This window comes from Amycolatopsis sp. TNS106 (genome assembly GCF_019330265.1).
Classification (GTDB): domain Bacteria; phylum Actinomycetota; class Actinomycetes; order Mycobacteriales; family Pseudonocardiaceae; genus Amycolatopsis; species Amycolatopsis lurida.
This window is the reverse complement of record NZ_CP024972.1, coordinates 7,254,441-7,274,295: the sequence shown is the minus strand read 5'-3', so window position 1 is coordinate 7,274,295 and position 19,855 is coordinate 7,254,441. Positions and strand designations below refer to the sequence as shown.

Below are 19,855 nucleotides of genomic sequence, written 5' to 3'. Positions count from 1 at the left end.
GATCACGCAGTTACGGCTCCGATCACGTGAGTTACGACTTCAAGCACGCGAGTTACGGCTCCGAACACGCGAGTTCCGTCTTCGACGCCACCCATCGGCTGATCCACGCTCACCGGAGCCGGCGATGTCGCGAAAGCCACTTTCGGGACATCTGACGTCCCCAAAGTGGCTTTCGCGACACCACAGATCGGCACCCCTTGGCGTGAAACGGGACTTCCGCCGCCCGCGCTTATCCCGCGCTTACCTCCCTCCGGGGCAGACTGGGCAGGTGAGAGTGCTGGTGGTGGAAGACGAGCGGCTGCTGGCGGACACGATCGCCGAGGGCCTGCGACGGTTCTCCATGGCCGTCGACGTCTGCTACGACGGCGCGCAGGCCCTGGATCGGGTCGGCGTGCACGGCTACGACGTCGTCGTCCTCGACCGGGATCTCCCCCTCGTGCACGGCGACGAGGTCTGCGCCGCGGTGATCGGGACCGGCGGCGAGGCGCGGGTCCTCATGCTGACGGCCGCGGCCGACGTCAACGACCGGGTCGCCGGGCTGGGTCTCGGCGCCGACGACTACCTGACGAAACCGTTCGCGTTCGCCGAACTCGTCGCGCGGGTGCAGGCGCTGTCGCGGCGCGCGCGGCCGGCGCTGCCGCCGGTACTGGAGCGCGGCGGCGTGGTCCTCGACCTGCCCCGGCACCAGGCGTCGCGCGACGGCCGGTTCCTTCCCCTGTCCCCCAAGGAGTTCGCCGTACTGGAAGTGCTCATGCGCGCCGAAGGGACCGTGGTCAGCGCGGAAGACCTGCTGGAGAAGGCCTGGGACGAACACGCCGATCCGTTCACGAACGCCGTCCGGGTGGCGATGATGACGTTGCGGCGCAAACTCGGTGAACCGCCGCTGATCGAGACCGTGCCCGGCGCCGGCTACCGGTTCGGATCGTGAAACCGCTCCGGCTCTCCGTCCGCACCAAGCTGACGGCGCTCTACGGCGGCGCGTTCCTGCTCGTGGGGCTCGCCCTGCTCATCGTCAACTACCTGCTGGTGAGTTCGACGCTGCCGGATACGGCGTCGTTCGCGAGCGACGCCGCCGGCATCGCGGTCCAGCGCGCGTACCCCATGGACACCACGGCCTTCCTTCCCGTGGAGCGCGCTCAGGCCACCCAGCTGGTCGCGACCTCGATCACCGAATACCGTTCGGATGTCCTCTCGACCCTGCTGTGGCAATCACTGGTGGCGCTGGCGATCGCCGGCGGCCTCGCGGTACTGCTCGGCTGGCTGATGGCGAGCCGGGTACTGCGGCCGCTGCACGCGATCACCTCCACCGCACGGAAACTCGAGGTCGAAAACCTCGACCGGCGTATCGATCTCGACGGCCCCGACGACGAACTCAAGGAACTCGCCGACACCTTCGACGGCATGCTCGACCGGCTCGCCGTGTCGTTCGACAGCCAGAAACGCTTCGTCGCCAACGCCTCCCACGAGCTGCGGACCCCGCTCGCGGTGCAGCGCACGCTGGTCGAGGTGGCCATGGCCGATCCCGACGCGAGCCCCGAGGTCCGGAAACTCGGCGAACACCTGATCTACACCAACGAACGCAGCGAACGGATGATCGAGGGCCTGCTCGTGCTCGCCCGCAGTGACCGGGGCCTGGCCGCGCGCGGGCCCGTCCGGCTGGACGAGGTCGCGGCGACGGTGATCCGGTCGGCGTCGGCCATGGCCGAGGAAGCGGGCGTCACGGTGGAGTCGAGGCTGCGGCCGCGGACGGTGTCCGGCGATCCCGTCCTGCTGGAGCGGCTGGTCACGAACCTGGTGCACAACGCCATCACCTACAACCGCGAGGGCGGCTGGGTCCACGTCGACATCGGCGTCGATCCGGCGCTGGTCGTGCGCAACACCGGCCCGCAGGTGCCGCTGGACGCCGTGCCCGCGCTGTTCGAACCGTTCCGGCGGTTGTCGGGCGACCGCACCGGCGACTCCCGCAACGCGGGGCTCGGGCTGTCGATCGTCCGGTCCATCGCGAAGGCGCACGGCGGGACCGCGGGCGCCGAGCCCGGCGGACGCGGCGGCGGACTGGCCGTCCGGGTGCGCCTGCCGTAGATTCCCCCGATCGTGACTGTGCGTGTCCGGCGCGTCACGCGGCGAGCCGCCCGTCGCTCCCGCAGAATTCCCCTTGCCGTCATGAACAAAATAGTGAGCAGGACACATGACATCGGCGCGCCTCACACGTCAAGGCGACGCGCCGTTTTAACGTGGACACCCACAATGGTGAAGAATCGGGGAGGCGAGAATGCGAGCGCTACGGGTGGTCGGGCTGCACGAGGACGGTAAGTCCATCGTGTGCGAAGACCCGGCGAGCCGCACGCGCTTCCTGCTCCCCGCGGACGAGAGGCTGCGAGCGGCGGCGAGGGGTGACATCACCCGCCTCGGCCAGATCGAGATCGAGTTGGAGAGCCAAATGCGGCCACGCGAGATCCAGGCACGAATCCGGGCCGGTGAGTCCGTGGAGCAGGTCGCGAGCAGCGCCGGCGTCACCGTGCAGCGCGTCGAGCGGTTCGCGTACCCCGTCCTCCTCGAACGATCCCGCACCGCCGAACTGGCCCAGCGGGCGCATCCGGTCCGCGAGGACGGCCCCGACGTCCAGACGCTCGGCGAGGTCGTGGCGCACTCCTTCGGGCAGCGCGGCCACGACTACAGCCAGGCGACCTGGGACTCCTGGCGAGGCGACGACGGCAAGTGGGTCGTCGTGCTGAGCTGGAAGGCGGGACGCTCGGACAACCGCGCGCACTGGGCGTTCGCGCCCGGCGCGCACGGCGGCACCGTGCAAGCCCTCGACGAGAACGCCGAAGTCCTGCTCAACCCCAACGCCTACCGCGCCCCGCGCACGGTTCGGGCGCTGGACCCCGGCAAGGAAGCCGCCGTCCAGCCCACCCTTGATTCGGCCCCCGAAGAGCCGGTCGCGAAGGTGATCGACGCGCCGATCGCGGAGCCCGAAGAAGAGACCGAGCCACCACTTCCGGCTGACGAGCCGGAGGAAGTGGCCGAACCCGCTCCACGGGCGAAGGGGAAGAAGAACCACCCCATCGTCCCATCCTGGGAAGACGTCCTTCTGGGCGTCCGATCACAACGAGGTTGAATCCGCACGTAATGGCCCCTTCCGGTGGAGGGGCCATTACGTGCGTCCGGGGACCTGCGCGATCAGGGATTTCGGCGCAACGAGGCAATACGCGTCGGTGACGATCCGCCCGATCTCGGCCCAGTCGACGTCCACGTCCAGCCGCACTCCGAGCCACCCTCGATGCCCGACATACGGCGGACGGAAGAACCGCTCCGGCTCGGCGCCCACCAGCTCCTCCTGCGCCCCCGGCGGCGCCGGGCACCAAAACGCGACCTTGTCGTCGTGATGACGGTCGGCGTACATGACGAACGTCTTCTTGCCGCGGACGAACCACGTCGGCTCGCCGTGACTGAGCCGCTCGGAGGTCTCCGGCAACGCGAGACACAGCCGTCTGAGTGAATCGAGCGGGTCACCGGTCATGGATCTCAGTATCGTCGGCATCCTCGGGCCAGGGGGATTCATGCAGGATTGGTACGCACGCGCTGTCCGATTGCGTTTACAGGTTTTCACCGGTACGCCGTACACACATGTCTCACCGATGGAATGGCGGATCGATCCCGACGCTCTCCGAGGTATCGCCCACAGCCGCGGTTACCTGGAGATCGCGCCGATGTTCCAAGGCTGCCTGAGCTTCCAGTTCGCGCCGCAGCACGTCCAGCCGGTCCCTGCCTTCGACGGGCCGGACAGACCGGACAAAGACCGCGAACGGTGGCTGCTGAACCACCTCAGCGGCTCCGACCGGATCTGGATCAGCCTCAAGCACGCGAACCTCTCCGCCCGGCGTGTCGCGGAGGTCGCCGAGACCGAAGGCCTGCGTGTCGCGGCCGACTTCACCGATCCGAGCGACCGGGTCCTCCTGCTCAGCCGGGATCCGTCACCACCGCGGCTTCCCCTGCCCGCACCCACGGGACTCCGGTTCCGCTACGCCTGGCTGAACTACATCGCACCCGTCACCGTCTTCGTCCTTCTCGGCGCGGCGGCGGCGATCGTCGGAATGCCGTCGGGCCACGAGGCCCCCATCGTCAGCCTCCTGTTCATGGCGGCTTTCGCCGGCGCCATCCCGGCCGCGTTCACCACCACCCTGTTCCCGCGTACCACCCGCGTCGGCTGGCTGGCCCGGGAATTCGACGGCAGCCCGCACGTGCAATTCGCGATGCGCTCCTATCAGATCCCGGCCGACCTGGTCGTGCAGATCGCCGCGTACCACGGTTATGAGCTTTACGGGCAGTCCGCGACACAGGCGGGCGGGCCGAGTCTCAGTTTCTACAAACGCGTGTGACTCGGTTACCCTCGGCGCCGGGGAGGGTGATCATCGGTGTATCTGTCGCAACAGGGCATCCAGCCGGTCTCGCTGGGCGTCGAGTGGGCGTGCCGACTGGGCTCACTGCGGTATCTGCACTTCGACGGCCGTCCCGTCGTCCATGTCTCGCCCTCGATATGGGCAATGGATCCGCAGGTGATCCGGCAAATGGCCGCCGATCGGCGGTATATCGAAATCCCGCCTTCCGATCCGAGCCTCCTGGGTTTCCAGTACGCGCCGGACAGCTTTCCGGGGCGCCTCTATGACCATTGGCAGCCGAAACCGGACCCCGCCGGGCAACGCGCCCTGCTCCGGCGGATCCGCGGCGAAAACGAGGTTTGGCTCAGCCTTCGGCACGTGAGGCTGGCTCGCCGGTACGTCGCCGAACTCGCCCATCAGAACGGCATGGTCATCACCCGGGAACTCGTGACCAGTGCCGACAGGCTTCTCCTGCTGCAGCGCGACCCGGCCGCACCGCCCCGGCACCGAAGCGGGTTCTACCCGGGCTCCCCACAGTTTCCCCTGTTCACCGGCGTGATCGCGGCTCTGCTGTGCGGCGTCCTCATGCTCGTGGGCAAGCTGACCCCGCACGAATGGCTGTTCTACCTCGGCGTTGCGCTGTTGCTCCCCGCAATCGTGGTCGCCGCGCTCTGGATTTACCTGGTGCCGCGTTCCACTCGCGTGGGGTGGCTCGCGAACCGGTTCACCGCCGGAGACCCGGCAGTCCACGTCAACACGATCGTCAGCGGACTCGATCCCGAGCTCGCGGCGCAGCTGGCCGCCGGTTTCGGCTACTTCTACACCGCCTGGCGCCGGGGCAAATACGAATGGCAGAACGAAATCGTCTTCGTCCGGGGAACGCGGATGAACGAACGATCGTCGGATTCCGGAACGGTCGAACGGCCCTGAGCCCTTCGACACCGATTCACAGGGGAGGACGGCATGGCCGGGTACGCAGTGAAGATCGCCGAGCTGGGCAAGCTCATCGGTGATCTCGAAACCGGCGCCGGCCGGATGGCGGACGCGAACAGGAAACTCGCCGGCGGAGGCGTATGGGGTGCGCTCGGCAACCCGGATCTCGCGAAATCCGGCATGGAGTTCGAGGAAGCCTGGGAATTCGGCATCGGAAGGCTCGGTGAAGCCGCGGAAGGCGTCACCGAAAGGCTGAAGACCGCTCAGCAGAAGTACCGGAAGATGGAAGAAGAGTTCGGCGAGGGCCTCGGCAAGCTCGGTGACCTGATTCCCGATCCTGCCGACGGCCCGCCGAAACCCAGTGGCACCGGTGGCCCCGATCCCTCGTCTCGATTTCCGCTCGGTGACGACGGCGGCCCGGTCGGCGGTGGCTACACCGGCGGCATCACCGACATCCTCGGAGGCGGCAGGTGACCGGGAACCCGTACCCCGCGCTCGGCTTCGACCCGGCTCCCGGTGACGTCGGGGGCGTCGGCGAGCTGGCCGAGAAGTACCGCACGGTCAGCCGCGACCTCGAAGAGGCCGACACCATGCTGCGCCAGATCGTCACCAAGCAGGGAATCTGGACCGGTGAAGCGAGCGAAGCGTTCGCTCGCCGGCTCGGCCCACTCCCCGAGTACTTGGACGGCGCCGCGCGGTCCATGGCGCAAGCCGCGTACGCACTCGAAGGCTGGGCTCGCGACCTCGGGGAAATGCAGCGTCGAGCAGCGGACTTGGAGCGCCGGGCCCAGGCTGCCGCCCAGGCCGCCGAGCAGGCTCGTGCCAACCCGGACTTCGCGCTGGCGAGCCAGACGTTCACCGACCAGCAGTCCCTGCAGATCGCGCAGGCGCTTCTCGACAACGCCGGACGTCAACTCCAAGCGGCCATCGACGGCTGCACGGAGGTTCAGGAAGCCGCAAAGGAGCTGTTCGCCCAGCACACCTCGGTCGCCGCTCGCGTCGCGGACTTGCTCCGGAAGGCGAAAGAACTCGCCCCCGACGAGCCTGATCTCCTGGACGACGTCGTCGACGCGGTCACCGGCGTCGTCAAGGATCTGGTCAATCTGACCGCCGACGTGGTGGACGCGGTCTGGGACGCCGTTCAAGACAACGCCGAGGTCCTGTCGAAGGTCTCGGACGTCGTGGGCGACGCGGGCAACCTCCTGGGCCTGGCCGGGGAGTTCATTCCGCCACCTGCTGGTGACGTCGTCTCCGCCGTGGGGACCAGCCTCGGGGTCGTCGCGACCGCGGGTCACGCCACGGCCGCCTTCGCCGGGGCCGACGTCTCGCCGGAGACGATCGCGTTCGACCTGGCCGGGGTGGCCACCTCCGGCCTGGGCGCCCTTTTCCCGAACAGTCCATGGATCAAGCCCCTGGGCCTGGGTTTGGTGGGCGCGCAGTTCCAGACCGACGCGGGTACCGAAGTGGCCGGGTTGAGCTTCGAAGGCCCGATCGACGACTTCAAGAACTACTGGTGGCCCAAGGACGCCGGGCAAGCCGCCATGGCATCGGCGTCGATCTTCAACGGGCTGCCCATCCTGTGGGGAGCCGTCGCGGTGGGCAACGCCGCCGAGGCGGGGGTCGCCGCGGACAACACCCCGGAGCGACGACGTGAACGCGCGGAAGACAAGGCTTGGAGCTGATCCATGACCTCGACCGAGACCGGCCTGCTCCTGGATCTGCCGCCCGGCTTCATCGGCATGCCGGTGACGGCCGACGACGGAACGAACGCGGGGATCGCGAAGGCCCTCGGCCAGAAGGTGGCCGAGGCCACCGGGACGGATGCCGAAGAGTTCAGTGCTCACCTGAGGTCGTTGACCCCTTACTTCAAGAAGAACGGCGTCTGCCTGTTCGGCAGGTTCGCCGTCGGCGAAGGCCCTGAGCACGTGGCCACACTGGCCCTCGGGACCGTCCGCTTGCCGTCCGTCCGCACCGGGCCGGCCGAACCGGACGGCGAAGTGATGACGAGTGCGTTGCTGAACGTCTATCGGCGAAATCACCCGCAGGCGGACGTTCGTGCGGTCCGGCTACCGCTCGGTCCCGCGCTGGCGGCGATCGAGGTCGGCGAATTCCGGCTTCCGCCCGAGCTCACCGGACGGGCGGACCAACTGGTCCAGCCCCGGATCAAGGCGGAGTTCCAGGTTCCACTGCCCACCGGCGACGGCGTCGTGATCCTTGCGGTGACCGCGGATTCGATGGAGGCGTGGCCCGCGGTCGCCGAGGCCGCGTCCCGCGTGGCGCGAAGCCTTCGCCCGGGCACCACGGAGGAATGACCATGGCGGATCTCAGCAATCCCCAGCTGATCGAGGAAATGCGCTGGCAGCTGCGCGAGATCGAGGCGCGCAAGGCCGAGAACGCCAAGGCGCTGGCCGCGGTGGGTGAGGTGACCGAGGTGACTTCCCCCGACGGGGTGGTGACGGTGACCGTCGAGCCCGGCGGGGTGATCGGCGAGGTCCGGCTCACCGACAAGGCGCTGGCGTCGACCGCGAGCGCACTCGGCGAGGTCATCACGGCGACCATCCGGCGGGCGCTGACCGGGGAGCCCGCGCCGCGGCCGGATCCCGTCGAGGATGACCACGACGAGCCGATCGACACGGTTTTCGATCTTTAGAAGACGACGATCAGCACGCCGATCCACGCGATCACGATGCCCGCCGCCGCGCCGAAGGAAGCCCATCGCACGATCGGCACCCGACGCGCGAGCCACAGCGACGGCGTGATCCCGGCGGTCACGACGGCGGACGCGAGCAGCGCGAGCCAGCCGTTGGTCTCGCGCGCGAGGGTGTTCGCCAGTGCCAGCATCGCCACGACGACCAGGGCCGCGGCGAACGCGGAGACGGTCAGCCCGGTCAGCCACGGTGTCGGTTCCCCGGCGGGGTCCGGCGTGCCGAAGAGCCGCCGGGCGAGTTCGTTGCGGGGTGCGGGGGCGGGTGGGTCGATGATGACGCCGTCACCGGAGACGGGATCGACGAACCGCACCGACGTGCCCATCGTGGCGGCGACCCGCTGGGCGAGCTGGCGGCCTCGCTGGGAGACCACGGAAGCCGCTTCGGTACCGGTGCCGCCGACGGCGGACGCGACCCTGGCCCATTCGTGCAGCGCCTGAGCGAGATCCGAACCGATCGCGAGTGAATGCGGGTCCACTTCGCGCGCGCGTTCGCCGCCCGGACCGGCCAGCACCGCGCGTCCCTCACGGATCCGCAATTCCATCGGTTCTCCTCGTGATCGCTCGGGTGCTCACGATAGCGGTGGACGGGTCTCGTAGAACGCGATCGCGCCCGCCGTGGCGACATTCAGCGAATCGACGCCCTCCGGCATCGGGATCCGCACCGCGACGTCGGCGGCGGCGATGGCCTCCTCGGTCAGGCCGGGGCCTTCCGCGCCCAGCATCAGCGCGACCTTCTCCGGCGTCTGGTCCCGCAACTGGCGCAGCGAAACGGAATCCGCACGAGGAGTGAGGGCGGCGATACGGAAACCGCGTTCCCGCAGCGATTCCAGGTCGCCGGGCCAGGAACCGAAGGTCGCGAACGGCACGCGCAGCACGTGCCCCATCGAGACGCGGACGCTGCGCCGGTACAGCGGGTCCGAACAGCCGGCGCCGAGCAGGACCCCGTCGACGCCGAGCGCGGCCGCGTTGCGGAACAGCGAGCCGAGATTCTCGTGGTCGCCGACACCTTCGAGCACCGCGAGCACGCGGGCACCGTCGATGACCTCCTCGACCGTCGGCGGCGGGACCGGCCGGTCCGCGACGGCCAGGATGCCCCGGTTCAGGTGGAATCCGACCACATCGGCCATCGTCTCGGCCGAAGTCACATAGCCGGGGACGTCGACACCGTCCAGATCGCCGCCCAGTTCGCGGAATCGCCGTTCCACGCCGAGCAGGGAACGGACCGGATAGCGGGACTTGAGCAGGCGCTCGACCACGACGGTGCCTTCGGCGATCACAAAGCCACGCCCACCCGGCCTATCGGGACGCCGATCGGCTGTGGACAAGTCGCGGAAATCGTCGAGCCGCGGGTCGTCGCGGTCGTCGATGGTGATCAGTTCTGCCACCAGGAGAGTGTGTCATCCGCCCGCTGCGCGCCGTTTGCGTCCGATCGCCTGCGGGTAAGTAGTACGAATGGCGGTATTTTGCTTTCGGTTAACCCCTGGTGACAGAGAGCACCAGTTTGGCCGCTAGCCGGGCGACAGCGATGCGTGAAACCGTTGGGCCGCCTGGCAGTCCCGCCTGGATCCCGCGGAGCGTGGCCAATGAGGAGCTCGACGAACATGGGTAAGAATCTTTCGGCGGACCCCTCCGAGCCGCAGGATCGCGGCCGCTATCGCCGAAAGGTCCAGCGCTGCCTCGACACCTTGGCCCGTATGCTCACCGACGGAAGCTTTTCCTTCCCTCGCAAGAACATCGGCCTCGAGGTCGAACTCAACCTCGTCGACGCGGAGCTGCGCCCGTCGATGACGAACACCACGGTGCTCGAAGCGCTGAACGACCCGTCGTTCACCACCGAGCTCGGCCAGCACAACCTGGAGCTCAACGTGCCGCCGCGGCCGCTGGCCGGCGAGTCCGCGCTGCAACTGGAGGACGATCTCCACGCCTATCTGGGCGCCGCCTCCCGCAAGGCCGAGGAATCCGGCGCCTCCCTGGCGATGATCGGCATCCTCCCGACGCTGCGGCACGAGCACTTCGACCAGAAGTGGCTGACCAACAACGCCCGGTATTCGCTGCTCAACGACCGGATCTTCGCCGCGCGCGGCGAGCGCACCGTGCTCTCGATGGAGGGCTCGCCGCTCCCCGGCCGTCAGCCCGAGCGGCTGCGCAGCTACTCCGAATCCATCCTGCCCGAGGCCGCCTGCACCTCCGTTCAGCTGCATCTGCAGGTCGCGCCGGAGGAGTTCGCGGCGCATTGGAACGCGGCGCAGGCGCTGGCGGGCGTCCAGGTCGCCGTCGGCGCGAATTCGCCGTTCCTGCTCGGCAAGGCGCTGTGGCACGAAACCCGGATCCCGCTGTTCCTGCAGGCCACGGACACCCGGCCCGAAGAACTGAAGAACCAGGGCGTGCGGCCGAGGGTGTGGTTCGGTGAGCGGTGGATCACGTCGATCTTCGACCTGTTCGAGGAGAACGTCCGGTACTTCCCCGGCCTGCTTCCCGAGACCGACCGCGAGGATCCGATCGAGGCGCTCGACTCCGGGCAGGCCCCGAAACTCACCGAACTGAGGATGCACAACGGCACCGTCTGGCGCTGGAACCGGCCGGTCTACGACGTCGTCGACGGCCTGCCGCATCTGCGGGTGGAGAACCGCGTGCTGCCCGCGGGCCCGACCGTCGTCGACATGGTCGCGAACGCGGCCTTCTTCTACGGCGCGCAGCGGGCGCTCGCCGAGGCCGACCGTCCTGTGTGGACACAGATGTCGTTCCAGGCCGCCGAGGAGAACATGTACGCGGGGGCGCGCCGGGGTTTCGACGCGCAGCTGTACTGGCCGGGTATCGGCTGGATCCCGCCGGACGAGCTGGTACTGCGGGTGCTGCTGCCGCTGGCGCACGAAGGGCTACGCCGATCGGACGTCTCGGACGAGGCGAGAGAGCGCTATCTGGGCATCATCGAGCAACGGTGTCTCACTCGGCGGACCGGCGCGGCGTGGCAGCGGGAGTACGTCTTGCGCGCGGAGGAGCGCGGCGCCGAGCGCGAGACGGCGCTGAACCGGATGCTGGGCCGGTACCTGGAGCTGTCGGCCACCGAGACGCCGGTGCACACCTGGTCGCTGGAGGCTTAGAGTTTCCCTCCAGGGAGGTGGCTCGTGCCCAAGATCATCGGCCGGTCGCTGGAGGAGCACCGGCGCGAGGTCCGCAGCAGGGTGTTCGACGTCCTGCGCGGGCAGCTGTACGAGCGCGGATTCGACGCGATCACGCTCGCGGGTGTCGCCGCCGAAGCGGGCCTCGGCCGCACGGCGATGTACAACCACTTCCCCGACAAGGAAAGCCTGCTGGTGGCCTTCGTCGAGGACGAGGCGACCCGGTACGTCGAACGGCTGACGGCGGCCGTCGCGACCGCGGACACCCCGGTCGAGAAGCTTTCGACCTTCGTCCGGCTTCAGCTGCGGGTGCTGGCCGAGTACCACCTGCCGCCGGGGACGGCGCTCGCGTCGGCGCTGGCGCCCGCCGCGTACCGGCGGATCAGCGCGCACGCCGATCCCATCACCGGCCAGTTGCGCGAGATCCTCGCCGAAGGGGTGCCGGACGAGGACCCCGACGTGCTGATCCCGATGATCACCGCCGCGCTGGGCAGCCGTCAGGTGGTCGACGTGCCACCCGAACGGCTGGACGACGCGATCGAAGGAGCCGTCCGCTTCGTGCTCAGAGCGGTCGGGATGACCGGGAAACCAGAAAAATTAGGGTAGCCTAACCCGCAGTTGTGCCTTACGCTCTTTCTGACAGCATGTCAGATCGATGCTTGGAGGCTCTGTCCATGCCGGTGACCACCGACGTCGAATCCGGGCCGTTCTCCGCGACCCTGCGCGCCTCCACCCTGCCCGCCCACGAGCGGGCCAACCACTCCGAGTACATGAACGCGCTGCTCGGCGGCGAGCTCACGCGCGACGGGTACACCCGGCTGGCGATCCAGTACTACTTCATCTACCAGGCCATCGAGCAGGCCGCCGACCAACTGGCGAAGGACCCGGTGGCGGGCAAGTTCGTCTTCGAGGAGTTGCGGCGGCTGCCGAGCCTCGAACGCGACCTCGAACACCTCGTCGGCCCGGACTGGCGCGAGACCGTCCGGCCGCTGCCCTCGACCGAGCGCTACGCGCGGCGCGTGGCCGAGGCGTCGGACTGGTCCGGCGGATTCGTCGCCCATCACTACACGCGCTACCTCGGCGACATCGCCGGCGGCCAGGTCATCCGGCGGCTGCTGGAGCGCAAGTACGAGCTGACGGACGCGGGTTCGCTGTTCTACCACTTCGATCAGCTGGGCAGCGCGCCCAAGTTCCGGGACAACTACCGCGAGCAGCTGAACTCGGCGCCGTGGACCGAGGACGAGCGCGCGCGGCTCATCGAGGAGGCCATCGTGGCCTTCGAATGCAACATCGCGGTGTTCGACGAGCTGGCGAGTGAGCTGGACGAGTACCGGGCCGCCTGACCTCGTGCCGGTCGCGGGGTAGGGCAGGCCCCACCTCGCGATCGGCGGCCCGCCGGATCCCTTCTCCTCGGGGAAATCCCTAACTTTCGGGATATGTTCCGGATCGCGGCCACCGCCGCCCTGCTGACCGTCGCGACGGCCCTGAGTGCCCCGGCCGCCCAGGCCGCGACACCCACCAGCGTCTTCGACGAAATCCTCCCGCGAAGCCTTGCCGAGCATCACATTCCGGGTGCCGCCGTGGTGGTCGTCAAAGGCGGCGAGACCGTGTTCTCGGCAGGCTACGGGGTGTCCTCAGTGGACACTCAGGCCAAGGTGGACCCCGCACGCACCGGGTTCCTGATCAACTCCGTCGGCAAGTCGATCGCCGCCACCGCCGCGATGCAGCTCGTCGAACAGGGCAAGCTGGCGCTGGACGCCGACGTCAACACGTACCTGAAGTCGTTCAAGATCCCCGAAACCTTTCCCGGCCGGCCGGTCACCCTGTTCTCCCTCTTGACCCACACCGCGGGTTTCGAGGACCGCGTGTACCGGATGTTCACGCCACGGGACGAAAAACTGCCGACCCTCGCCGAGCACCTCGCGAACGAGATACCCACCCGCGTCCGCCCGCCCGGCGATATCGCCATCTACTCGAACTACGGCTTCGCGCTGGCCGGGCATCTCGTGGAACTCGCGTCCGGGCAGTCCTATGCGGACTACGTGCGGCAGCACATCTTCGAACCGGCGGGAATGAAGGACAGCAGCGTCGCCCAGCCCACCCCGGACGTCCCGCTGGCGACCGGCTACCGCTGGGACGGGTCCGCGCAGGTCGTCCCGCCCGCCAACTTCGGTCCTGAACCACCCGCCGGTGACGGGAACGTCGCCACCCCGGCCGACATGGGCCGTTACCTGTCCGCGAACCTCGTCCCCGGCGTGTTCAGCCGCTCCCTGCTCGACCAGCTGCACGGCGCGCGGTTCCGCAACGACCCCCGACTGCCCGCGATGGGGTTCGGCTTCTCCGAGCGGTATCTGAACGGCCTGCGCATGGTGGAGAAGACCGGCGACTCACCGGGCTTCTTCAGCGTGCTGGAGCTGATCCCCGATAAGAACATCGGTGTGTACCTGGCGTTCAACGGCGGCGCGTTCTCCGGCGACGCCGCCGCGGTGACCGCCGAGGTGCTCAAAGCCTTCGTCGACCGGCTCCAGCCCGTCACTCCCGTTCCCGCGCCCGTGACGCTGCCGGGAGACGTCTCACGGTTCGAAGGCAGCTACACCAACACCCGGTTGGACTACGACAGCTTCACGAAGGTTCGTGCGCTCGCGGGCGGCGTCACAGTGACCGCCGACGGCGATGGAGCGCTGACGACGTCCGGCCTCGGCGAAGGGACCCGACGGTGGACACACACCGACTCGGGGTTGTTCATCGACGCGGCGGGCGAGCGGCTCGCGTTCCGCGAATCCGGCGGCGAGATGCTGCTCTTCGCGGGTGACGACCCGAACTCCTCCTACCAGCGCACGTCGTGGCTCGGATCGTCCTCCACCCACCTGCTGATCCTCGGTATCGCGCTGGTGCTCCTGCTGGGCGCGCTGGCGTGGTGGCCGATCCGCGCGTTCGTCCGGCGAGGCCGTGAGCGGAACCCGTCGGGTGCCCGGTTCGCGACCGTCGCCGCCTGGTCCGCGGCCCTCGCGGTCCTGCTGTTCACGGGCGGTTTCGCCCTCCTCATGAGCGACCTGAGCGCCGCGGCCGTCGCACTGACCTCCGGGCACTCTCCCTTGCTGAGCGTCACGCTGCTCCTGCCGAACGTCGTCCTGCTCCTGACCGGCGCGGCCGTCGTCTGCACGGCGCTCGCGTGGCTCCGCCGCTGGTGGTCCACCCCCGCCAGGATCACCTACACGGTGGTTTCCGTGGCCCTGGCGGCCTTCCTCGGGGTGATCGCCTCCTATCACCTGGTCGGGCTGCCCTACCTCGCTTGATGACCGCCGTCACATCGCCTTGACCTCCAGCTAACTGGAGCTAGCAGGGTGGGTTTCAGGCGGTGGCCCCACCGGGTACAGCCGCTACGAACGGGTCGTTCCACCTGGGGAGAAACGCGGCGCCCCCGGTCGCCGCAAACGGGTGAAGACGACTAAGTTCGTCCTTGGAAACTTGTGTCGAAGACAGAAGGAGGGCCGATGGCCCGCTACGTGCTCCCCGATCTCGACTATGACTACAGCGCTCTGGCGCCGCACATCTCGGGCGAGATCAACGAGCTGCACCACAGCAAGCACCACGCGACCTACGTCAAGGGCGCGAACGACACGCTCGACAAGATCGCCGAGGCCCGCGAGGCCGGCAACTTCGGCGACATCGTCGGCCTGCAGACCACGCTGGCGTTCCACCTCGCCGGGCACGCCAACCACGTCGTGTGGTGGAAGATCCTCTCCCCGGAAGGCGGCGACAAGCCGACCGGCGAGCTGGCCTCCGCGATCGACGAGGCGTTCGGCTCCTTCGACAAGTTCAAGGCGCAGTTCACCGCGGTCGCCACCACGATCCAGGGCAACGGCTGGGCCGCGCTCTCCTGGGACCCGATCGGCAAGACGCTGATCACCCAGCAGCTGCGTGACCACCACAACAACCTGGTCCTGCCGACCACGCCGATCCTGCTGGTCGACGTGTGGGAGCACGCGTTCTACCTGGACTACAAGAACGTGAAGCCGGACTACGTCAAGGCGCTCTGGAACATCTTCAACTGGGCCGAGATCTCCAAGCGGTTCGACAACGCCGTCGCCGGTGGCAACGGCCTGCTGCTCGGCTGACCTCTCGTCACAAAGCGGGGCTCTCCTTCACGGAGGGCCCCGTTTTTCGTTTCTTGACCTCCAGCGAAGTCGAGGTGTCAAGGTGGACTCATGGACGTCGCCGCATACCTCGACCGCCTCGGGCTCGACCGTCCCGCCACCGCGGACGTCGCCGCGCTGCGGACACTGCAGGACCGCCACCTCGCGGCGGTCCCGTTCGAAAACCTGAGCATCCACCTCGGCGAACCGATCGTCCTGGACACCGAGGCGCTGTTCGACAAGATCGTGCTCCGGCGCCGCGGTGGCTTCTGTTACGAGCTGAACGGGCTCTTCGCCGCCTTGCTGCAGGAGCTGGGGTTCGACGCCGGGTTGAGGTCGGCGAAGGTGTTCCGGCCGGACGGCACCCTCGGGCCGCCGTTCGATCACGCGGTCGTCCACGTCGAGCTGGAGGAACCTTGGCTGGCCGACGTCGGCTTCGGGAAATTCAGCCGGTTCCCGCTGCGACTGGCCGCCACCGAGGCGCAGGCCGACCCGGAAGGTGAGTTCCTGGTCCTCGACGCACCCCACGGCGACGTCGACGTCCTGCTCGACGGCGCTCCCCAGTACCGGATCGAGCGGCGGCCGCGGGCGCTGGACGAGTTCGTCCCGACCGCGTTCTGGCAGTCGACGTCGCCGGAGTCGCATTTCACGCGGGGGCCGACCTGCTCGCTACCGGCCAAGCACGGCCGGGTCACGCTGGCGGGTGACAAGCTGATCGTCACCACCCACGGCGGCCGCGAGGAGACCCGGCTTTCGGGTGACCTGGAGATCCTGGACGCTTACCGGAAGGAGTTCGGGATCGAACTCGACCGGGTGCCTTGACCTGATCGGCGTGGTCATCGACCATGAACCCTCCGGAATGAACGAAGCCCCGCCTCCGGGGGTGACCCGGTTGCGGGGCTTCGTCCGTTCCCGAACTGACTGCCGCTCCCACCACGAAGCGGACATGTATGAGGTTAGCCTAACCTCATCTTCCCGGACAAGGGGTTCGGCCGAGAGATGCCGATCTCACTCTTCCGGGTGACGGCCCCAGAGTCTGGGCAGGGCTTTCGCCCGCCCATGCGGCCGTCGTGGTGAACGACGTCGAAGCGGGGCTCGCGGCGGAGATCCGCAGCCGTTGGGTGCGCCCACTGTGGCATTGGAGACGCTGAGAGTCCCCAATGCCACATTGGGCGCACCGAATCGAACCCGTATGAGGTCCGGATACGCGAAACCCGGCCCACCCGCGAGTGTGGGCGTTTCGCCGGACAGCGAGCCTCCGACGGGCTAGCTTCACCCCGTGGCCACCCCGAACGACTACCGCGCCATCGCGCGCAGAACCGACCGTCCGATGTGGATCTGGGCGGGCTGCGCGCTGGTGAGTGTCCTGCTGCTGTTCGGCGTGGGTATCGCCGTCGCGATCACCCTGCTGAACCGGGACGACACCGGCACCGAAGCGGAGCTCCCCGAAGTCTGGCCGTCCAAGTCCGGACAGGCGCTCCGCCCGGTCCTGATGCCGACGGGCGAGATGATCGCCGCGCTGACGGCCGAAACCGGTGCGCAGGTGCTGTGCCAGGCGATCCCGGAGCAGCGCTGGGAGGAGATCCTCGGCGACCGTACGCTCCGCGAGGCGGGCCGGTCCTGTCACGCGGTCACCACGAAACTCGACGTCAGCGCGCAGATGGTCCCCGCGCTGCCCGAGGACACGAGCCGGGGCCTGCCCACGAAGACCACGGTCGCCGGCAAGCTCGCGGTCATCGCCACGGACAAGGACGGCACCAGCCTGAGCGTGGAACTCGTCGACGTCGCGCCCCGCAACGGCGCGTCGCCGGTGCTGTACGTTTCGCTCCGCAGCAGGATCGTCAAGGGCCCCGAAACCGAAGCGAAGGCGAGGGCACTCGCCGAAGCGCTGATCGCCGGCGTGACACCGCCGGGCCCGAAGTTGCCGAAAATCGGCGAGGACGGCGAGATCGCCCTGGAGAAGACCGAACCGGGCCCCATCAAGGACCGGCCGCTTCCGGTGATTTCGTGGCTGCTGTGCGGAGAACTCGGCCGCGCGCTCGGTGTGCCCGCCGACAACGCGAAGCCGACCTTCTTCGCCGCGTGCGAGCTGAACGGCGTGACCGCGGACTACAGCGAGCTGTCCACCGTCGTCACCCCGACCACGACCATCGCCGGACTGCCCGCCCAGATCGACGGACGAGGCCTCTTCGTGCAGCTCACCGGCGATCCGGCCGGGCAGACGCTCAAGTTCAAGGGCACCGGCGATCTCGTGGCACTCGCCGAGAAGATGGTGCCGCCGCTGCTCGGCCGCTAAACCCGGTAGTTCGACAGCAGGTCGCCGAGCAGCGTCTCGTACGCCTTCCGGTCGAACCTCGCCCCGGTGAACCCGTCCTCGTCCAGGCCGTCGAACGGCTCGTAGTCGGTTTGCCAACCGAGGGTCCGCCATTCGACCACGTCGTCGCCGAAGACGACCTCGACGCTGTACGCGCCACAGCCGAGGTCACCGCACGCCGGGCACACCAGCAGCGCAACCCTGCCGTCGTCGAAATCACCCGGCAGTTCGCCCAGCAGACGGCGAAGCGTCTCGACAGCGGCCTCACGCCACACGTCGTCGTCCAGGAACAGCGGTGTCTGCTGCTCCGGCATCTCAGAAACCATCGTGCGCAGCGCGACGCCGTCGATCGTCCAATCGAGGAAGCGGGCCTCGCCGTCGGTCCACCGAGTCACCGACGGTTCGACGCCGAGTCTGTTCACACCCGCTCCCGCTTCAGCACCCGCAGACCGTTCCCGAACCGCCGCACCGGCAGGCTCACCCCGCCGCGCCGGATCAGCACGACGGCACAGGCTATCGCGGCGAGCGCCGAGACCGCGCCGCCGATGTAGAACGGCGAGCGGCCGCCGAAGGCGTCGGCCATCCAGCCGGTCATCGGGCCGCCGATGGGGTTGCCGCCGATCAGGACCAGTACGTACAGGCCCATCACGCGGCCGCGCATCTCCGGGCTGACCGCGGTCTGCACCAGCGCGTTCGCCGTGTTCAGGAAGGTGATCGTGGCGAAGCCGAGCGGAATCAGCGCGAGGCCGAAGGTCAGGTAGGTCGGCATGAAAGCGGTGATCACCTCGAACGCGCCGAGCAGGAACGCGGAGATCAGCAACAGCCGCACCCGAGGACCGCCGCGGGTGTTGCGGCGGGCCGACATCAGCGCGCCGGTGAAGGTGCCGACGGCGACCAGTGTCGACAGCAGGCCGTAACCGTCGGCGTTGGTGTGGAAGACGTTCGCGGCGACGATCGGCAGCGACGTGAAGTACGTGATGCCGAACGTGCTCACGAAGAACACCAGCACCATCACGGTCATCAGGTCGCTGCGCCGCCGCACGTACCGCAGCCCCTCGACGAGCTGCCCCTTCTCGCGCGGGATGGCCGGGCCGCGGAAGAGCTTGTCCGGGTTCATCATCACCAGCGCGGCGATGACGGCGCCCGTGCTCACCGCGTTCGCCATGAACAGCCAGCCGGTGCCGACCCAGGTGATCGCGAAACCCGCGATGGCCGGGCCGACGATCCGGGCCATGTTGAAGATCGAGGAGTTGAGCGCGACGGCGTTGGTGACCTTGTCCCTGCCGACCATCTCGGCGACGAACGACTGCCGCGCGGGCACTTCCAGCGACGCCGTCACGCCGAGGGTGAAGCAGAGCAGGTAGACGTGCCAGAGCGCCGCGATCCCGCTCAGATCGAGCGCGCCGAGGACGACCGCCTGCGCCAGCACGGCGATCTGGATGCCGATCAGCAGCCGCCGCTTGTCGACGCGGTCGGCCAGCACCCCGGCCCACAACGAGAGGAACAGCGTCGGCAGGAACTGCAGGGCGACCGCGATGCCGAGCGCGATCGGGTCGTTGCCACTGAGGGTGAACACCAGCCAGTCCTGCGCGATGCGCTGCATCCAGGTGCCGATGTTCGAGATGACCTGGCCGGTGAAGAAGAGCCGGTAGTTACGGACCTTCAGCGAGGAGAACATGCTCCCGCGCGGCTTCTCGGGCGCGGGAGGCGGTGGTGGAGCGGGTTCCCGGGTAACGGTGTTCTTGGAAGGACACTGTGTTTCGTTACCCGTGGTCGTCACCGCTGTTAGTTCCCCGCCATCCTGTCGATGATCTCGGAGGCGCGAGAGAGCACTTCACGTTCTTCGGCGCTCAACTCCGCCAATTGCTTGTCCAGCCAGATCTCCCGCGCGGTGATCTGCTCGATCACGTAGGCCCGGCCGCGGTCGGACAACTCGACGATGGCCTGGCGGCCGTCCGTCGGATGCGGCCTGCGCTCGACGTAACCCATCTCCTCGAGCGCGGCGATCACCCTCGTCATCGAGGGCGGCTGGACGCCTTCCTTCGCGGCGAGCTGACCGGGGGTCAGCGCACCGCATTTGTGCAGCGTCGACAACGCGGACACCTGGGTCAGCGAGATGCCGTCACCGGCACGCTGGGCCCGCAGCCGTCGATTCAGCCGCACCACCGCGAGACGCAGGCGGCTCGCCAGTGAGCGCTCGTGCGTGTCTCCGGACATATAGTTAGCATACCTCACGATCGGATCAACGGCCCGTGAGATCGCCCACG

At 68.5% G+C, this 19,855-nt stretch carries 22 protein-coding genes; 16 read left to right on the top strand and 6 right to left on the bottom strand.

Going from position 1 to position 19,855, the window contains the following annotated elements:
- The first annotated feature begins 268 nt into the window (after nucleotides 1-268).
- The 3 genes from CVV72_RS33565 to sepH all read left to right on the top strand — a co-directional run bounded on the left by CVV72_RS33565 (nucleotide 269) and on the right by sepH (nucleotide 3,118).
- Nucleotides 269-928: a response regulator transcription factor gene (locus CVV72_RS33565; protein WP_219147958.1), complete on the top strand. Its 660-nt coding sequence runs from the start codon at nucleotides 269-271 to the stop codon at nucleotides 926-928.
- On the top strand, nucleotides 925-2,082 hold the full coding sequence (locus CVV72_RS33560; RefSeq protein ID WP_219147957.1) for an ATP-binding protein: 1,158 nt from the start codon (nucleotides 925-927) through the stop codon (nucleotides 2,080-2,082). The genes CVV72_RS33565 and CVV72_RS33560 overlap by 4 nt, the downstream gene beginning before the upstream one ends.
- Nucleotides 2,083-2,272: 190 nt before the next feature.
- The gene (sepH, locus tag CVV72_RS33555) at nucleotides 2,273-3,118 is read left to right on the top strand and encodes a septation protein SepH (protein WP_034308455.1); all 846 of its coding nucleotides are present in this window, start codon (nucleotides 2,273-2,275) and stop codon (nucleotides 3,116-3,118) included.
- Nucleotides 3,119-3,154: 36 nt separating this feature from the next.
- Here sepH and CVV72_RS33550 read toward each other — a convergent pair whose 3' ends face one another.
- Complete coding sequence (locus CVV72_RS33550; protein ID WP_219147955.1) at nucleotides 3,155-3,520, bottom strand: MmcQ/YjbR family DNA-binding protein; 366 nt, start codon at nucleotides 3,518-3,520, stop codon at nucleotides 3,155-3,157.
- Between the two features lie 118 nt (nucleotides 3,521-3,638).
- Here CVV72_RS33550 and CVV72_RS33545 point away from each other — a divergent pair, with 118 nt between their 5' ends.
- The 6 genes from CVV72_RS33545 to CVV72_RS33520 are packed head-to-tail and all read left to right on the top strand — an operon-like array spanning nucleotide 3,639 to nucleotide 7,962.
- Nucleotides 3,639-4,379: a hypothetical protein gene (locus tag CVV72_RS33545; protein ID WP_255632347.1), complete on the top strand. Its 741-nt coding sequence runs from the start codon at nucleotides 3,639-3,641 to the stop codon at nucleotides 4,377-4,379.
- 36 nt (nucleotides 4,380-4,415) lie between these two features.
- Nucleotides 4,416-5,309, top strand: a complete 894-nt coding sequence (locus CVV72_RS33540; RefSeq protein WP_219147954.1) for a hypothetical protein — start codon at nucleotides 4,416-4,418, stop codon at nucleotides 5,307-5,309.
- 33 nt (nucleotides 5,310-5,342) lie between these two features.
- Complete coding sequence (locus CVV72_RS33535; RefSeq protein WP_219147953.1) at nucleotides 5,343-5,786, top strand: hypothetical protein; 444 nt, start codon at nucleotides 5,343-5,345, stop codon at nucleotides 5,784-5,786.
- The gene (locus tag CVV72_RS33530; RefSeq protein ID WP_219147952.1) at nucleotides 5,783-6,994 is read left to right on the top strand and encodes a putative T7SS-secreted protein; all 1,212 of its coding nucleotides are present in this window, start codon (nucleotides 5,783-5,785) and stop codon (nucleotides 6,992-6,994) included. Before CVV72_RS33535 ends, CVV72_RS33530 begins: the two co-directional genes overlap by 4 nt.
- Nucleotides 6,995-6,997: 3 nt before the next feature.
- Nucleotides 6,998-7,624: a hypothetical protein gene (locus CVV72_RS33525; protein WP_219147951.1), complete on the top strand. Its 627-nt coding sequence runs from the start codon at nucleotides 6,998-7,000 to the stop codon at nucleotides 7,622-7,624.
- Between the two features lie 2 nt (nucleotides 7,625-7,626).
- Entirely contained in the window at nucleotides 7,627-7,962 is a 336-nt protein-coding gene (locus CVV72_RS33520; RefSeq protein WP_219147950.1) for a YbaB/EbfC family DNA-binding protein, read from the top strand.
- On the opposite strand, the gene CVV72_RS33515 is transcribed toward CVV72_RS33520, so the two are convergent.
- Together CVV72_RS33515 and CVV72_RS33510 are read right to left on the bottom strand one after the other, a co-directional pair.
- Nucleotides 7,959-8,561, bottom strand: a complete 603-nt coding sequence (locus CVV72_RS33515) for a DUF2537 domain-containing protein (protein ID WP_219147949.1) — start codon at nucleotides 8,559-8,561, stop codon at nucleotides 7,959-7,961. The two genes, CVV72_RS33520 and CVV72_RS33515, sit on opposite strands and share 4 nt — an antisense overlap.
- 27 nt (nucleotides 8,562-8,588) lie before the next feature.
- On the bottom strand, nucleotides 8,589-9,404 hold the full coding sequence (locus CVV72_RS33510) for an RNA methyltransferase (RefSeq protein WP_219147948.1): 816 nt from the start codon (nucleotides 9,402-9,404) through the stop codon (nucleotides 8,589-8,591).
- Between the two features lie 216 nt (nucleotides 9,405-9,620).
- On the opposite strand from CVV72_RS33510, the gene CVV72_RS33505 reads away from it, so the two are divergent.
- The 7 genes from CVV72_RS33505 to CVV72_RS33475 all read left to right on the top strand — a co-directional run bounded on the left by CVV72_RS33505 (nucleotide 9,621) and on the right by CVV72_RS33475 (nucleotide 17,570).
- Complete coding sequence (locus CVV72_RS33505) at nucleotides 9,621-11,120, top strand: glutamate-cysteine ligase family protein (protein ID WP_219147947.1); 1,500 nt, start codon at nucleotides 9,621-9,623, stop codon at nucleotides 11,118-11,120.
- A gap of 24 nt (nucleotides 11,121-11,144) precedes the next feature.
- Entirely contained in the window at nucleotides 11,145-11,744 is a 600-nt protein-coding gene (locus CVV72_RS33500) for a TetR/AcrR family transcriptional regulator (RefSeq protein ID WP_219147945.1), read from the top strand.
- A gap of 68 nt (nucleotides 11,745-11,812) precedes the next feature.
- Nucleotides 11,813-12,481 (top strand): heme oxygenase (biliverdin-producing), encoded by a 669-nt coding sequence (locus tag CVV72_RS33495; protein WP_219147943.1) that lies wholly within the window; start codon nucleotides 11,813-11,815, stop codon nucleotides 12,479-12,481.
- 93 nt (nucleotides 12,482-12,574) lie between these two features.
- Nucleotides 12,575-14,434 (top strand): serine hydrolase, encoded by a 1,860-nt coding sequence (locus CVV72_RS33490; RefSeq protein WP_219147941.1) that lies wholly within the window; start codon nucleotides 12,575-12,577, stop codon nucleotides 14,432-14,434.
- 198 nt (nucleotides 14,435-14,632) lie between these two features.
- Nucleotides 14,633-15,256, top strand: coding sequence for a superoxide dismutase (locus CVV72_RS33485; protein WP_016337537.1), 624 nt, complete (start codon nucleotides 14,633-14,635; stop codon nucleotides 15,254-15,256).
- A gap of 90 nt (nucleotides 15,257-15,346) precedes the next feature.
- Entirely contained in the window at nucleotides 15,347-16,096 is a 750-nt protein-coding gene (locus CVV72_RS33480) for an arylamine N-acetyltransferase (RefSeq protein WP_219147939.1), read from the top strand.
- Nucleotides 16,097-16,553: 457 nt separating this feature from the next.
- On the top strand, nucleotides 16,554-17,570 hold the full coding sequence (locus tag CVV72_RS33475; protein WP_219147937.1) for a hypothetical protein: 1,017 nt from the start codon (nucleotides 16,554-16,556) through the stop codon (nucleotides 17,568-17,570).
- On the opposite strand, the gene CVV72_RS33470 is transcribed toward CVV72_RS33475, so the two are convergent.
- From CVV72_RS33470 to CVV72_RS33460, 3 genes are all read right to left on the bottom strand, one after another.
- Complete coding sequence (locus CVV72_RS33470) at nucleotides 17,567-18,010, bottom strand: hypothetical protein (RefSeq protein WP_219147935.1); 444 nt, start codon at nucleotides 18,008-18,010, stop codon at nucleotides 17,567-17,569. The genes CVV72_RS33475 and CVV72_RS33470 overlap by 4 nt on opposite strands.
- A complete protein-coding gene (locus CVV72_RS33465; protein WP_034308406.1) occupies nucleotides 18,007-19,266 on the bottom strand; it encodes an MFS transporter in 1,260 nt (419 codons plus the stop codon). Before CVV72_RS33465 ends, CVV72_RS33470 begins: the two co-directional genes overlap by 4 nt.
- A gap of 107 nt (nucleotides 19,267-19,373) precedes the next feature.
- Nucleotides 19,374-19,805: a MarR family winged helix-turn-helix transcriptional regulator gene (locus tag CVV72_RS33460; protein ID WP_016337543.1), complete on the bottom strand. Its 432-nt coding sequence runs from the start codon at nucleotides 19,803-19,805 to the stop codon at nucleotides 19,374-19,376.
- Between the last annotated feature and the right edge of the window lie 50 nt (nucleotides 19,806-19,855).

Coding starts and splice junctions, on each gene's coding strand:
- CVV72_RS33460 (WP_016337543.1), bottom strand. CDS start 19,805: ATGTCCGGAGACACGCACGAGCGCTCACTGGCGAGCCGCCTGCGTCTC.
- CVV72_RS33535 (WP_219147953.1), top strand. CDS start 5,343: ATGGCCGGGTACGCAGTGAAGATCGCCGAGCTGGGCAAGCTCATCGGT.
- sepH (WP_034308455.1), top strand. CDS start 2,273: ATGCGAGCGCTACGGGTGGTCGGGCTGCACGAGGACGGTAAGTCCATC.
- CVV72_RS33495 (WP_219147943.1), top strand. CDS start 11,813: ATGCCGGTGACCACCGACGTCGAATCCGGGCCGTTCTCCGCGACCCTG.
- CVV72_RS33490 (WP_219147941.1), top strand. CDS start 12,575: ATGTTCCGGATCGCGGCCACCGCCGCCCTGCTGACCGTCGCGACGGCC.
- CVV72_RS33515 (WP_219147949.1), bottom strand. CDS start 8,561: ATGGAATTGCGGATCCGTGAGGGACGCGCGGTGCTGGCCGGTCCGGGC.
- CVV72_RS33465 (WP_034308406.1), bottom strand. CDS start 19,266: ATGTTCTCCTCGCTGAAGGTCCGTAACTACCGGCTCTTCTTCACCGGC.
- CVV72_RS33505 (WP_219147947.1), top strand. CDS start 9,621: ATGGGTAAGAATCTTTCGGCGGACCCCTCCGAGCCGCAGGATCGCGGC.
- CVV72_RS33525 (WP_219147951.1), top strand. CDS start 6,998: ATGACCTCGACCGAGACCGGCCTGCTCCTGGATCTGCCGCCCGGCTTC.
- CVV72_RS33550 (WP_219147955.1), bottom strand. CDS start 3,520: ATGACCGGTGACCCGCTCGATTCACTCAGACGGCTGTGTCTCGCGTTG.
- CVV72_RS33480 (WP_219147939.1), top strand. CDS start 15,347: ATGGACGTCGCCGCATACCTCGACCGCCTCGGGCTCGACCGTCCCGCC.
- CVV72_RS33485 (WP_016337537.1), top strand. CDS start 14,633: ATGGCCCGCTACGTGCTCCCCGATCTCGACTATGACTACAGCGCTCTG.
- CVV72_RS33545 (WP_255632347.1), top strand. CDS start 3,639: ATGGAATGGCGGATCGATCCCGACGCTCTCCGAGGTATCGCCCACAGC.
- CVV72_RS33520 (WP_219147950.1), top strand. CDS start 7,627: ATGGCGGATCTCAGCAATCCCCAGCTGATCGAGGAAATGCGCTGGCAG.